Raw genomic sequence first — 15,213 nt, 5'->3', positions numbered from 1 at the left:
GCTGCAGGACGATCGAGCCAATTGCTTGACAATCCTGTCCGGGCTGGCGCCGAAAACTAAGCATGAAACGATCGTTCGTAACGTGTTGATTCCCAACCAGTACTGCAGCCCGCATTTCGAGTGGATGGTGGAAGATGCGATGTGTCAGGCCGGATTCTACGCCGAAGCTTTGCAGCGGATGAAGCAGCGTTACCAGTCGCAGGTCGACAACGAGTGGCAGACCACATTGTACGAAATGTTTCCAAAGGGTGGCACCTATAACCACGCCTGGAACGCGCCGAACACGATCCTCGCCAAGCATATCGCCGGCATTCGACCCACCGAACCGGCCTGGAGCGAATACCAAGTAGAGCCGCAACTGCAACACCTTTCGATGATTCGGCAAAACGTTCCGAGTGTAAAAGGCGACATCAAAGTCGAGATGCATCGAGAGCCCGAACGTTTCGTATTGCTGCTTCAGTCGCCTCCCGAGACGACCGCGATGATTGGCATTCCGAAATCATTCGGCCCTGTCAAGCAAATCTCTGTTGACGGCCATATCGTGTGGAATGACGGAGTTGTTGTCGATGGCGACCGCGGAGTCACTTTTGCTGACGAAGACGCACGGTTCATCACGTTCCGAGTGCCGCCGGGTGATTGGTCGTTTGTCGCAACCATTCCTGCCGATGCGAACTAGCGAATGCGCACTCCAACTTGGCTTACCACTGTTTCACTCTCATGCTCTAGTTTGATGTTGTTCTTCATCAATCTTCTCAATCGAGTGATCTGCGCTGCCGCGTTCCTGCTATCGACGTCCGTGATTGGACTTTCAGAGAACTACGCGAACGCGACAGGTGTGCATGATCTGCGAATCGAGCACCTCCGAGATCCGATTCAGCTTGACTGCGCCAAGCCGCGTTTGAGCTGGAAAATTCACGCAAACGATTCGGATCGCAATGTCATGCAGGCGTCCTATCACGTGTTGGTCGCAAGCCGTGCTGAGTTGCTGTCACCTGAGCACGCGGATCTGTGGAACAGTGGAGTCGTTGAATCGGCTCAGTCGACGCTCGTTCCATATGAAGGCGAGCAACTGCGCAGCCGCCAAGCGTGCTTCTGGAAAGTTCGCATCACGGACAACCAGGGGCGTCAAAGTGCATGGTCGGACATAGCGACGTGGTCGATGGCATTGCTGAACCCCAGTGATTGGGCTGGTTCGCAGTGGATCGGTCTGAAAGAGGACACTCGGGATTCGACGCTAGCGAGTCGAGTAAACAAAACGCTTAAGAAGGAGCTTCGCTCTCACCCGTCGCCTTTACTGCGAAAGGACGTGTCGCTGGCAAAAGAGATCCGTAGAGCGATGGCCTATGTGTGCGGAGTTGGCTACGCAGATTTCTTCATCAACGGTAAGAAGGTCGGTGATGCGGTGCTGGATCCGGGACAGACCAATTATGCACAACATACTCTTTACGTAGTTCACGACGTGACGGACCACCTTAGTCAGGGAAACAACGCGGTAGCATTCTGGCTAGGCAACGGTTTCTATGGTCAAAACATCGCCTTCGAAGCAAAGTTTGGGTACGGTGAACCGAGCGTCCGAGCGAAACTGTTTGTTGAATACACCGACGGTAGTAGCGAAGAAATCGTGACGGATGAGAGTTGGAAGGCCTGCGTCAGTCCAACGGTTTTTGACAATGTCTATTGGGGAGAAAGCTACGACGCGCGACGGGAGATTGATGGTTGGGCACACCCCGGACTGGACGATTCCGACTGGCAGATGGCGGTTGAGAAACAGTCGCCCTGCGCAGACGAACGACTGCGACCCCAATTGCTACCGCCGATCAAAGAAATTAAACGCTTGGATCCGGTGGCGATCGCACAGGTCGCTCCTGATACGTGGTTATTTGATTTCGGCAAGAACATCGCTGGTTGGATTGAAATGGAGGTTAGTCAGGATGCTGGCGATGTGATCGAGATTCTCCCTGCGGAAGTGCTGGACAAAGCCACTGGCCGAGCCGACCAACGCACCTATGGCGGTGCCCCAGGTGCTCCCTATGAACTGATTTATGTTTGCAAAGGAGACGGAAAGGAAACATGGTCGCCTCGGTTCACGTATTCCGGTTTCCAGTATGTGGAAATCAGTGGTCTTTGTTGTCCACCGAGCAAGGACAGCGTTTCGGCTGTGTTCGTTCGCAGTGATGTGGAGCGTATCGGTACGTTCGAGTGCTCTGAAAACTTGCTAAACCAACAATACGCGGCGAGTTTGCTGAGCTTGGAAGGCAATTGGCATTCGCTGCCTGAAGATTGCCCGCATCGTGAAAAATGCGGCTGGCTAGGTGACGCTCACGCGACCGCGGACCTGAGCCTCTACAACTATGACATGACCACGTTTTATCGGAAGTACATTCGCGATATCGAAGACAGTCGTCGCAAAGATGCACGACTCAGACGCGTTCGACCGGATAGTGTGGGAGTTCCCACAATGGTGGCTCCGGGAAAGAGGGCCAATCGAATCGCGAACATCGACTGGGCAATTGCCTACCTGATATTGCCGTGGCGACTGTATGTGCACACGGGCGATGCGGAGGCGTTTCGAACGCGTTTTGATCATGTGAAGGATTTTCTGGCATACTTCCGCAGCTTTAAGAACAAGCAGGGTGTGATCGAAAACGGTTTGGGTGACTGGTGTCCGCCACGTTGGGATCGTAAAGCGGCTCCTGAATTCATGGAGTGTCATCCGTATGTTTCAGGTACGGCGTTCTACTACCAAGCGTTGAACATCGCTAGTGAGGTGGCATCGGTCTTGGGAGACGAGGAATACAGTCGCGAGTGTCTCGCGGAAGCTGGCGAAATCGCGTCTGCGTTCGAAAGGAGCTATCTTCACGAAATTGAAGACAGCGGACGGAAGCATTACGGCAGTCAGACCGCGACCGTGATGGCGTTGAAATTCGACATGGTGCCTGCGGACGACACGGACGCACGCGTTGCAGGGTTGGTCTTCGATATCGACGTTCGACACGACGGCCATCACGCCTGCGGGATTCATGGGCTGCGACACCTGTACACGGTGTTGGCCGATCAGGGACGAGGCGATGTCGCCTATGAGATGTTGACTGATACTACGTTTCCTAGTCCCGGCTACGTGCTGAGTTGTGGTTTGACGACTTGGCCGGAGCGTCGGTGGGAGTGGAAGAAGGAACGCTACCATCGCAATTCCTTCAATCACCCAATGAACGGTGGATTCGCTGCGTTTATGCATGAATGTCTCGGCGGCATCAATCCGAGTTGCTCTCAACCTGGCTACAAGCATTTCGATTTGCAACCGCAGTTGACAGACCAAATCCAGTGGGCGTCGGCGACGGTTGACTCGCCGTATGGTGTTGTGCGTAGCGAATGGAAGACAGAAAGCCGCGTGTTTCAATGGACGATTGAAATTCCGTGTAACACGACCGCGACAATCTTCGTTCCCTGTTCGAAAACCAGTGATCTGTACGAAAGCGAATCGCTGTACAACGAAGACGTGACGCGAGTTCAGCAAGCGGGACAATCTTGGATGACGTTCGATCTTGGTTCGGGAGTTTACAGGTTTGCCGTGAGGAGCGATTCACGAAGATGAATAACAGAATGCTAGACCAAGACACCAATACAAAGAAACGGGCGCGAACAACAAATTTTCAAGGTGGAGTAACCCAATGATGCGACAATTCTTTGCAACCGTTTGGCTCAATGCGCTTCTTGCGATCGCGTTACTTTTTCCTTCGTCGAACGTGCTTGGTGAGGATCAGCCGCAATTGAAAGAAGCAAGGAACGTTCTGATTCTATTCGTGGACGATCTCCGTCCGGAACTCGGTTGCTATGGTGCCGACGAAATACTGAGTCCGTCGATCGACAAACTCGCCTCCGAAGGTGTGCTCTTTGAACGCGCGTATTGCCAGCAGGCTTTGTGTGCTCCATCGCGGATTAGCATGATGACCGGGCAGTATCCTGATCATACAGGCATTTGTGATCTGTTCACGCCGCTGCGGAAGGTGGACAAGACAAAAATGACGTTGCCGCGATACTTCCGCGAACGAGGATATTTCACGGCATCGTTCGGAAAGGTGTATCACCACCTGCGCGACGACCGCGAGGAGTGGATGAATCTGGCCGTACCGCCTAGTGCGAAGTACGCTGATCCCGCGACGTTGAATCCGATTAAGGAGCGGGTTGACGATGCGAAGGCGAGGAAACTCGATGTGGATCAAATTCGCGCGGCGGGAAAGGGGCCACCAACGGAGTGCTATGCCACCGAGGATGAAGGCTATCGCGATGGGGTCGTGGCCCAGCAAGCCATCTTGACGCTGCGAGAAGTACAAGACAAACCGTTTTTCATGTGTGTCGGTTTCGCGAAGCCGCACCTGCCGTTTGCTGCCCCGAAACGGTACTGGGACCTTTACGAGCGTGAGCAATTCAAGGTGCCGTCACGCGAGCGTCCCAGTGGAACACCAGATCTTGCGTTCACGATTTGGGGCGAGCTGCGAGGCTATCAGGGGATTCCGCAAGAAGGAGGGCTCTCCAATGCGATGACTCAAGAACTCATGCATGGCTACGCCGCTTCGGTGAGTTTTGCAGATGCTCAGGTCGGCAAGGTACTGGCGGAACTCGATCGACTCGGTTTGCGAGAAAACACAATTGTGGTGCTTTGGGGAGATCACGGGTTCAAACTCGGTGAATACGGTTTGTGGTGCAAACACACTAACTTTGAGCTCGATGCGCAGGTGCCACTGCTCGTTTCCGCTCCGGGCGTGTCGCCAGGCAAACGATCCGATGCATTGGTCGAGATCGTTGACCTGTTTCCGACGGTGGCGGAAATGACTGGAGGCGACATTCCCCAGTCGTGTGACGGCAAGAGTCTGCGACCGCTTTTGCAAAACCCGCATCAGGAGTTCAGGCCGTTCGCCCTCACCCAATACCAGCGTGGTTCCAAGATGGGCTACAGCATGCGAACCGACCGCTATCGATATACCGAATGGATACACGCCGGAACGAAACGCGTGGTCGCTCGCGAGCTTTACGATCACCAGAAAACCCGCACGCCGCTCAGGAATCTTGCTGGTTCTCCCGAGCATAACGAACTGGTTGAGCGTCTGTCAGAACAACTCGATGCCGCTCGTCGAATTGAGACCACCAAGGTGAGTATGAAGAGATAGGGAAGCGTGGTGCTTTTTTGATCGGGGATGGTGAAGTGATGGTTCCTGGTCTTGGGAATTCCCGAATTGACTATGCGGAAAGCTCATCAGCCGATCGGCGTTAGCCGCGGTTGTCGGGGATTGTGAGTGAGAACCGGGGCAAATGCCCTTCGGCTGATTAGCTTCACGAGGTTTTTAGTTGGCACACGAGCGAAGCAGTTTGGGACGAGTCGACAAAACTTAAATAGCGGTGGTTTTTATCGCAAAATTCACGAGCTTTCTCGGGTGTTAAGGGAGCCCTATCTGCTCGTACGCGGTAGTCGAATTCTAGCTATCAGAAAATTCTAGAAACAGGTCCTTTGGGATCTCCGGAAGAAAACCATCACGTCGGTTCAGATAAGCGAAAAACCGAGTAGAAGCATTGAGAGTATTTCAGGCGACTATGAATTGCAAATCCTTGATAATGGTGAGAGCACTGCTAACTGTCGGAATGGTTGGCTTCTTGCCCTGCTGCACGGCAGGGGCGGAGGATGTCTACAACGAGTCCGGTGGCGTTGTCAGCATTGAAGTAGAGAATACCGAGTCCGAGTTAGGGCTTTGGGTGAAGAGAACAGAATTAGCAGGGTTCTCAGGTAGCGGCTACTTGGAGTTTACCGGCAATCGCTATGACCTTGGGAGCCCGCACTCGCCGCTTCGGTACCACTTCAAAATTAATCGAGACGGAAGGTATATTCTTGATCTCCACTGTGCGAAGGTGGAGATCGATCAGCACTCGGACTGGGCGAATGATTGCTACGTGCGGGTACTTGGCGACTACGCTGCGGGCCCCGGTCCGCACGACGTCCCGAAAGGAAATGCGTCGCTGAGTCTTTTGAAGCGAGATACCAAATTTTTTGGCGGAAAAATTTCTGCCTGGGAGTGGGCCGTTGGTGACTGGGCTGTTACGGGAGGTCGGCTTGACCCTGGTCGCAAGAACAACAAACGCAAAGCGATTTACGAATTCAAGGCTGGGCAAACTTATACCCTGGTTATCTCTGGACGCTCGAAAGCGTTTCGCCTCGACCGCGCAGTGTTTCGTCTTGAAACGGTGCCACCCGAAGTCGCTTACCGAATGGAAGCGACGGAGTCGCAAAAGATCGCGGCGCAGATCCCTGTGGAAGATGATCTTGATAAGACCGTCGTAGCGTCATCTTTTAATGCGGAATCTCATCCCAGCCGAGATGACATTTTTAAGGAGAGTGGAACGCTCGTTGATAACATCAAGCAGGCTTCGTGGGTCTGCTACAAGGCGTTTGATTTTGGTGTGGGTGTCGCAGGCAGTGTCGAAGTACAGGCCTCGAGCGTCGATGAAGACGGCGGAAAGATCGAACTGCGTATCGGTGCGGCGTCCGGCGGTCGGATCGGCGTGTTGGACATACGCGGGACGGGCGGCGTCAATAACTTTGAGTGTTTCTCCGCGAATCTTGGCAAGGTAAGCGGCCAGCATGATCTCTACCTCGTTTTTAAAGGGGGCGGAGGGGGCCTGTTCCGTCTGAAGGAGTTCATGATCCGCTCAGGGGTTTGGGTGGAAGAAAAATCCGATGGAGTTCCAATTCGACCACCCGCCGGACGTCTGGCGTATGTTGCTGATGGGAACTCGCCGGATCCAGATGATATCGGGGGAACCGTCGCGGCACTCGCGATGTTGCGAGCGACGGGGTTGGACCATCGACTCGTGCACTGCTCACACAGTTGTGACCTGGTGAGAGCGAGCAATATTTCCGAAGGCGATGAGTTCAATCGGCAACAGATGCTGCAGACTGCGTGTGAGGGTACTGTCGCGCGCTGGGGCGGGTTCGACGAACTCACGTTTTGGAACTGCAGGACACATCAAAAAGAAGTTGTCGAGGAACTAAAGGAACAGATCAATACTTCAACGCGATCGAATCCGCTGTGGATCATCGAAGCCGGTGAACCCGATATCATCGGTTACGCGTTGGAGGCTTCGCAGCCTGCAAAGCGACGGTATGTGAAGCTCGTAACGCATCACCCTGCGAACGATGGCAGTGGTGACTTCTATAGCTGGAGTCAAATGAAGCGTCTGGGAGTCGAAGTCGTGCGTATCCCGGACCAGAACGGATACAACGCTCATCTTGGCCGTGGTCTACAACGGCCATTGTGGGCTTTCCATTGGGCTCGGGATCATCAAGACGAGCGTATCCGGTGGCTGTGGAAGCAGGGAAAACTCGCCGAAGAGGATGGAGTCGTTGGCTTTCAAAAAGGCAAGTTTGACATCTCAGACGCTGGAATGGTTCTCTACTGGATCACCGGTGCCAATACCGACGCGAGTGGCTATCGAAAGGGTACCGTTCATGATGTTCGTGATCTGCTCGAACGCTACCTAGCCCGTGAACAGTAGAGCAAAACTCATCGATTCAAATCCACTATGTGCGTGCTAACAACATGCATCGTAAACCGACGTCCGAATGCGTGCGGTTGCCGATCTGACGTGATCGCGTTGATCCGTTTGGCAAGCTTGTGCCAGCCCAGTTCTTTCGACTCGAGAATTTTTGACCACAAGGTGACAGCAATTTCTTTTGCGTTTCTAACCTCAACATTAGCGAACGAGCAATCGCGTCCATTTCGGATCGCCGTGTCACCGCGCGCGATGATCTGAGGCGAGGGGATACGAAACCGGTGCCGGGAAAGGCGGAGTGGTCACGTCAGTCTTCTCCCGCGAACACGACGGTAGGTCGAGGAGCGTGTCTGCGTTTCTTACTTCCACTGCGTAAACCAGTGCCAACTTGATTCACCAGTAAAGAAGACACCATGTATAACTTCCTCGAACTATCTCGACTTTCATTGACCCTTTTGGGGGTGCTTGTGTGCTGCGGCATCACCAAGGCCGCTCCACCGCATTCGCTGCGTGTCAGCGAGAACTTTATCGACCCGGTTGGGTTCCATGATAGCGCGCCGGTCTTTTCATGGAAGTTGCCGGTTGCGGAAGACGTTGAGTCTCAATCCGCCTATCGGATCGTTGTTGCTGATCGAGGAACAGTGCCGAGCGCAGACAGTGACTTGGGAACAGACACCGTTCTATGGGACTCGGGAAAAGTTGCGTCGGACCAATCCGCCTGGGTTGCCTACGAAGGACCAAAACTGCGGTCCCGGCAGAGTGTGGTTTGGCGAGTGAAGTTCTGGGACCAGAACGGAAACGAGTCGGATTGGAGCAAAGAAGCGTTCATCGAGATGGGATTGTTGTCGCCCGATGATTGGAAAGCCGAGTGGATCGAGTTTGACCGTTCTGCCCCGGTCGCCGATCAGATCAAGATCTTCAAGGCAGAGTTCGGCAATCGTGAATCGGATCCGGCGAAAAGTCGGGACGTGACCGATCGGATCCGCACTGCGATTCAGCGTGGTGCGACGCCGATTCGAGTCGTCGCGCGGCGTCTCGGCGGTGATCCTGCCCCTGGCCAGGAGAAAACGTTGTGGGTTGATTTCCAGGTGAACGGACAACGCAAGCAAGTCGAAATTGATGAGAACAAACAGTTCGATCCCTACCCAAGCATCACCGCGCATCCCGGCTATTACTTTCGCCGGCCGTTCCATAGTGAACGCGAGGTCGTGAAGGCACGATTGTATGCGTCGGCACTCGGGATTTATGAATTGCAATTGAACGGAAAACGCGTCGGCGATGATATCCTCGCGCCTGGATACACGATGTATTCCAAACGCGTCGAATCGCTTGCGTACGACGTCACTGATCTAGTTCGCAGCGGTGAAAATACAATCGGCGCTGTGGTCGGTGAAGGTTGGTATGCAGGTAGATTGCTGTTACGAAAGCGATCTGACTTGATGAAACTGATGCCCAAATTGCTCGTTCAGTTGGAGCTGACCTACGCGGATGGTCGCGTCAAAAGAATCGTCACGGATGATCAGTGGCGAGCCACCGACCAAGGACCGATTCGAGCGGGCGGTTTCTATCACGGCGAAGACTATGACGCGTCGAAGAAACTTGGCCAATGGACACAGGCTGGCTTTGACGATTCCGCATGGACTCCCGTCAAGGTGCAACCCGCCGTAGTGGATCTTGTTAAAGATCCTGTGGCAGTGGGATCTTTAACAAGATCCACTACAGCGATTGCCGTTGTTCCCAAGCCGATGCCGCCAGTTCGGGTGATGGAGCAACTCAAAGCGGTCCGCCTCACAGAGCCCGAACCGGGGAAGTTCGTGTTTGACTTCGGTCAAAATCAGGTTGGCATTCCCACCATCACCATGCCGGTAAAGAAGGGGGAAACGGTGCGGATTCGTTTTGCGGAGATGCTCCAGCAGGATGGAACGCTTTACACGACGAACTATCGCACCGCTCGCTCGCAAGCGACCTACGTTGCCGCCGAGAACGGCACGGTCACTTACCAGCCGTCACTCTCATTCTTTGGATATCGCTATCTCGAGCTCAGCGGATTATCTCAAGGCGAGCAGTTATCAACCGAATCGGTTACGGCGAACGTGATTCATACTGATTTTTCGACCAAGGGTGAGTTCACGTCGTCGCACGAGAAGCTGAATCAATTGCAGAGCAACATTCGCTGGGGCCAGATCAGTAACTTCATCGACATCCCCACCGATTGCCCACAGCGGGATGAGCGTTTGGGATGGACGGGCGACGCGCAAGTCTTCTTGCCGACCTCATTCTTCAACTACGACGTCTATTCGTTCTGGGCGCGTTGGTTGCAAAGCGTTCGTGATGAACAGACTGACGATGGCGAGATCCCACACACCGTTCCCTCGACGCCGTTTGGCTACTCGAGTCCGGGGTGGGCTGACGTGATCGTGACCGCTCCGTGGCAAGTATACGAACGGACTGGCGACATCCGAATCCTGCAAGAAAACTATGATGCAATGAAGGACTGGGTGAATGTCTATGAGCGACGTTCGCAGGATCTCATTCCCTCGCTCACGGGCTGGGGCGATTGGTTGCAGCCCTACGCCAAAGGTGACCGCAAGGGCGACACCGCCCAAGACCTAATTGCAACAGCGTATTTTGGGCGCGACGCACGGATTCTGTACTGGACCGCAAAAGCGCTCGGGGAAACGGACGATGCAGAGCGGTATCGCAAGTTGCACGCTGACATCCGTCGAGCTTTTACAAACAAGTATTTTCCGAACGGTGGAGCCGCACCGGGCGCGCAAACGCAAACGGCCTGTTTGATGGGATTGGGGTATGACCTCGTCGAACCAGAGCAGCGCCCACAGGTAGAAGCACTGCTACTGCAGAAATACGAAGAGGCTGACCGGCACCTACGGACGGGGTTCCTCGGCACGCCGTTGCTCGCTCCGGTGTTTGATCAACTGGGGCGGCCGGACATTTGTTTCGAATTGCTTTTCAAAGAGTCCTACCCGTCGTGGTTCTTCTCGATCAATCAGGGGGCTACCACGATGTGGGAGCGATGGAACAGCTATAGCCATGCTGATGGCTTCGGTGATGCCAGCATGAACTCGTACAACCACTACGCTTATGGTGCGATCGGCCAATTCATGTATGAACGGATCGCCGGGTTGTCACCGGATCCCGAGCACCCGGGCTACAAACACTTTTTCGTCCGTCCGTTGGTTGGTGGCCCGCTGACATCGGCGTCTGCCCAACTCCAAACACCGTACGGAATCGCGAAGAGCGGTTGGGAAATCCGGGATGGCAAGTTGCACTTGGAAGTCATCGTCCCGCCCAACACCACAGCGACACTCGTCTATCCGGGAAATGAAAAGAGTCAAGAACTGACGCCCGGGAGTTATCAATTCGCCTTGGAGATGTAGGAACTGATTGGCAGCTGGACAATGCTCATCTTCCTGATGATTCAAAACAAACTATTGAATTCAAAAACGCAAATGACCGCAACCAATAATCGAACGACAAAAATCACCGCGATCCTCATAGCGTTATCTAGCTATGTCTTCGCAGCCAATCTTTACGCTGGCGTTTGCGACTTGAGGTGCGATTATCGCGACAAGCCGCTGGCGATCGACCACGACAATCCGCTCCTGTCGTGGCGACTCGAAGGTGATCGTCAAGGTCTCGCGCAAACGGCGTACCAGATTCAAGCAGCAACGGTGCAGGAAAGGTTCGATATCCCCGACCTTTGGGACACCGGTTGGGTCGAAGACGCGCGATCACACGCGATTGCCTATGAAGGAAAGCCTCCCGCTGCAAAGCAACGCGTTTATTGGCGGGTCCGCTTCAAAGACGACCGCGGCGAGATCCTTCCCTGGTCCGAGATCACCTGGTTTGATGCCGGATTGCTAACCGATCAAGATTGGCAGGGTGCGACCTGGATTTCCTGTGATCGTGAGCAACAAGACGAATACGGTCCGGCTGATGTGATGGGCGACTGGATCGCAGCGTCGAAGTACGCGAGCGAAGCAGACACGGTCACCTATCGACATGACTTTTCCCTCCCCAACAAAAAGGTTGTCTACGCCGGCACGTGGTGGAGTCATGTCGACGAGGGTGCAATCTCGGTTCTGGTCAACGGAACCAAAGGGCTCAGCGGCCCGGAAGGCCCGCCGACGGTCCACTACAAGGACTTAGGCTTTCAAATGAAGGCCGACAACACGATCGTCGTTACTCTGACAGGTGCAAAGAAGTCGACTCCGATCAGTTTCGGCATGCGGGTCGTATTCGCCGACGGCAGCGAACAGATCATCGGTACGAGCGGTGACTGGGTTGTCGAGATCGATGGTGAGAGCATGCGGGCAAAGGTGGTTTGCAAGTACGGCCAACGCCCACTGGGGCAAGCCAAGATTTCCCCTCACGCTCCACTGGCGGCCACGTGGTACAAGAAGGACTTCAACGCCAGCAAGGAGGTTGCCGCAGCAAAGCTGTATGTGTGCGGCCTCGGCTATCACGAACCGTATCTCAACGGCACCAAGGTCGGCGACCATGTTCTCGATCCAGGCCAGACGGACTACGAACGGTTTGCTCACTATCAAACTTTCGACATCTCCGATCAGGTCAAAGCGGGCGACAACGCAATTGCCGTTTTGCTGGGCGATGGTTGGTACAACAACACTCGCATGTTTTCGCACGCGCGTTTTCGCTACGGAAAGCCGGGTCTGCGTGCGTACATCGATATCCGCTACACCGATGGCACCCACCAACAGGTGATCTCGGATGGTAGCTGGCATTGGAAAGAGTCGGGGCTCACCGAATCGAGCGTTTTCCGTGGCGACTACATCGACTATCGCAAATGGCACGATGAATGGAAGACGCCCGGAACGCCTGATGGCTGGAAGCCGGTCCAGAAAGTCAAGCCACTGTCACCCAAGTTGGTTGCACAGGACTTTCCTCCCATTCGCATCGTACGTGAAATCGATCCCGTTAAAACATGGCAAGTTGGCGCAAAGACTTGGGTTGTCGACTTAGGACAAAACATCAGCGGAGGGATCGGTCTGCAATTCAATGAACCGTCCGGCACAGTGATTCGCTTGCGATGCAGCGAGATGCTCGCGGAAGACAACACGCACCTCGACAACGTGCCGAAGTCGCATTGGAATTGCCATGCCGCACCCCAGCACCACCGCATTATCGCGGACGGCAAGCCGCATCAGTGGCGTCCCTATTTCAGTTACCACGGTTTTCGTTACGCCGAGATTACGGGGCTGAGCAAACCGCCATCGCCGGGACAAATCAAAGGGTTGGTGGTTCATACGGACACGCCCGTGATCGCCACCTTCTCGTCGTCCGATCCGTTGCTCGATCGGATCTTTCAGATGGGCGTTCAAACGCACCTCAACAACATGCATTCCATTCTGGAAGATTGTCCCCATCGTGAGAAATGCTTGTGGGGCGGTGATCTGCACTCGTCATGGGCAACAGGACTCTACACGCTCGATTCGGGATCGTTTTACCGGCAACAGGCCCGACTGTTTTACACGCCTCCGATGGACCCACTGGGAATCCCTGGCCGGATCGGTGTGGGCAAACGTTCCACCAGGAAAACGCTTGACTTCACTTGGTCGGTATCGCCGCTGTTCACCGCTTGGCATCACTACCAACTCAGCGGTGATCTAGGCTCGGCAATAGATCACTATCAGGAAATGCGTGACTTCCTGCGTTTCTTTGAAAAAAAGTCGCCTCAGTTGATCCCCCACATCTACCGCTACGGGGATCACGCTCCGCCAATCGGGATCGAACGAACGCCAGCCGATCCACAGCTTATCGCGGCGTTGAATTTCTACGCAGCGGCGGATCGCTTTGCCGATCTCGCTGCAGCACTTGGGAATCCAAAGGACGCTAAATGGAGTCGTGATCTCGCCAAACACATCGCGAAATCAGTTGTCAACAGATACTACGACGAGGAACAAAACACGTTCGGCAATGGAACTCACGACAGTCTTGCGTTGTCGTTCGGCATTGTGGATGCGTCGAAACGTCCGGCGTTGGCAGCATCGCTTGAGAAGGTTTACCGAGAGAACGGCAAGCAGTTTGACGGCGGCTTCATGTCATACAACATCTATCCGGAATTGACTAAGTCTGGCAACGTTGACTTGGCCCTCGAGATGCTTCGCAATCCTGAATATCCGGGCATCGCGCAGAGTATCCGTGACTACGACGCGACAACGATCTTTGAACGGTTTCGCAACGACTCTCGCAGTCGTCAGTTGGTGCAGTCGTTAGACCATCACGCAATGAATCATCCCTCGGCATGGTTGCTCAACGACATCGCCGGCATCCAATCGCATCCTGACCATCCTGGAATGCGACAGTTGTTGCTCGCTCCGCACATTCCCACCGATCTGGATCATGCCAGTGGAACGCTTCGGACTTCCTACGGAACCGTTAAAAGCAAGTGGAAAAAGAAAGGCGGATCGGTCAACTGGCAGATTGAGATTCCACCCAACTGTGTCGCGGAGACACGTCTGCCCGATCCAATCACAAATCTTCGCGTCAACGGAGAAACGGTCGGTCACACCCAAAGCTTCAATTTAAAAGCTGGCCAGCATGAATTGGAATGGACAGCGTCCAAACCCGTCATGCGTTTCGAAAAAACGGGGGCGAACGCGGAAGCACCGGAGGGATTCGTCTGTGTGTTCAATGGTACGAACTTGGAGGGCTGGAAGGGTGGCGACGAATGGTCCGTGGAAGACGGTGCGTTGACGGGCGTCGCCGACGGGACGTTAACCGCGAACCGCTTCATCGTCTGGCAAGGCGAACCTCTAAAAAACTTTGAATTGCAGGTCATGGTTCGTGTCAGCGCGGAGGGCAACAGCGGCCTGCAGTATCGAGGCAAGGTTCGCCCTGACCTCGGGCCATATCGGGTTTCTGGCTACCAGTGCGATATCGTAGCGAAGCAACCCGCGTACAACGGCATGCTCTACGAAGAGCAGGGGCGTCGCATTCTTGCGCGGCAGGGCAAGACGGTTGTGATCGACGCCGAGGGTCAGCCATGGATTACTCAGTCAAAGCCCGCTGTCAGTTTTGCACCCGACCAATGGCACCGGTATCGAATCCTCGCCGAAGGCAACCATCTACGTCACTGGATCGACGACCAGAAGACAGTGGATGTGATTGATCTCGATGAATCGGGACGTGCGTTGGAAGGAGTCTTGGCGGTGCAAGTCCATGTCGGGCCGCCGATGAAAATTCAATTCAAAGATTTCTATCTCAAACGTTTGCCCGATGATCTTCCGCTTGTCGAGAGCGAAAGCTCGAAGATCCCAGATGACGCGATACAGGTGAAACCACAAGGGCGGCTGCCCACAAACTGGAAACCCGTCGCGTACGCCCAGCGTGCCAAACTTAAGAAGCGCCAAGAAAGATTGAAGCGAAATCAAACGAAACCGTGATCGAACTCCCTGCCCCTTTCCGCAACCCCAAGATACGTGGTTCGAAGCAGTTGACTACGCGACAAACCCTTCGAGATGCGTGGCGTTTCATTACCGTTCGTCGCGATTCGCTTCAACGTCTCTGCTGTCCGAACGGGCAGTATAAGCGAGACAGTCGATTCATCTCGCGTTGGTCAATCAACGCTATCGGGTGGCCCAGATTAGCTGCTTGATTTCCTATCGCAAAACGTCCTCCCAAGCGAAGAAC

Annotated in this window: 6 protein-coding genes; all 6 read left to right on the top strand. The window is 54.4% G+C overall.

Translation table 11 applies throughout. The features are described 5' to 3' along the window. A partial coding sequence (locus tag RSSM_RS30715; RefSeq protein WP_044304104.1) for an alpha-L-rhamnosidase C-terminal domain-containing protein occupies positions 1-676 on the top strand: 676 nt, incomplete at its 5' end. A 3-nt stretch (positions 677-679) separates the two neighbouring features. Further along, a complete protein-coding gene (locus RSSM_RS30710) occupies positions 680-3,592 on the top strand; it encodes a family 78 glycoside hydrolase catalytic domain (RefSeq protein ID WP_236621511.1) in 2,913 nt (970 codons plus the stop codon). A gap of 76 nt (positions 3,593-3,668) precedes the next feature. After that, positions 3,669-5,165: a sulfatase gene (locus RSSM_RS30705; RefSeq protein WP_008689239.1), complete on the top strand. Its 1,497-nt coding sequence runs from the start codon at positions 3,669-3,671 to the stop codon at positions 5,163-5,165. Positions 5,166-5,607: 442 nt separating this feature from the next. Continuing rightward, positions 5,608-7,542, top strand: a complete 1,935-nt coding sequence (locus tag RSSM_RS34035; RefSeq protein ID WP_160168195.1) for a carbohydrate-binding protein — start codon at positions 5,608-5,610, stop codon at positions 7,540-7,542. A 410-nt stretch (positions 7,543-7,952) separates the two neighbouring features. Next, the gene (locus tag RSSM_RS30690; protein WP_044304102.1) at positions 7,953-10,937 is read left to right on the top strand and encodes a glycoside hydrolase family 78 protein; all 2,985 of its coding nucleotides are present in this window, start codon (positions 7,953-7,955) and stop codon (positions 10,935-10,937) included. 72 nt (positions 10,938-11,009) lie between these two features. Then, on the top strand, positions 11,010-14,966 hold the full coding sequence (locus tag RSSM_RS30685) for a family 78 glycoside hydrolase catalytic domain (protein WP_160168194.1): 3,957 nt from the start codon (positions 11,010-11,012) through the stop codon (positions 14,964-14,966). Positions 14,967-15,213 lie beyond the last annotated feature (247 nt).

The organism is Aporhodopirellula sallentina SM41, assembly GCF_000346505.1.
Taxonomy (GTDB): domain Bacteria; phylum Planctomycetota; class Planctomycetia; order Pirellulales; family Pirellulaceae; genus Rhodopirellula; species Rhodopirellula sallentina.
This window is presented reverse-complemented; position numbering and strand designations above follow the sequence as displayed.

Excerpts from the sequence above, each read along its gene's own strand:
- RSSM_RS30710 (WP_236621511.1), top strand. The coding sequence starts at position 680 with ATGCGCACTCCAACTTGGCTTACCACTGTTTCACTCTCATGCTCTAGT.
- RSSM_RS30705 (WP_008689239.1), top strand. The coding sequence starts at position 3,669 with ATGATGCGACAATTCTTTGCAACCGTTTGGCTCAATGCGCTTCTTGCG.
- RSSM_RS34035 (WP_160168195.1), top strand. The coding sequence starts at position 5,608 with ATGGTGAGAGCACTGCTAACTGTCGGAATGGTTGGCTTCTTGCCCTGC.
- RSSM_RS30690 (WP_044304102.1), top strand. The coding sequence starts at position 7,953 with ATGTATAACTTCCTCGAACTATCTCGACTTTCATTGACCCTTTTGGGG.
- RSSM_RS30685 (WP_160168194.1), top strand. The coding sequence starts at position 11,010 with ATGACCGCAACCAATAATCGAACGACAAAAATCACCGCGATCCTCATA.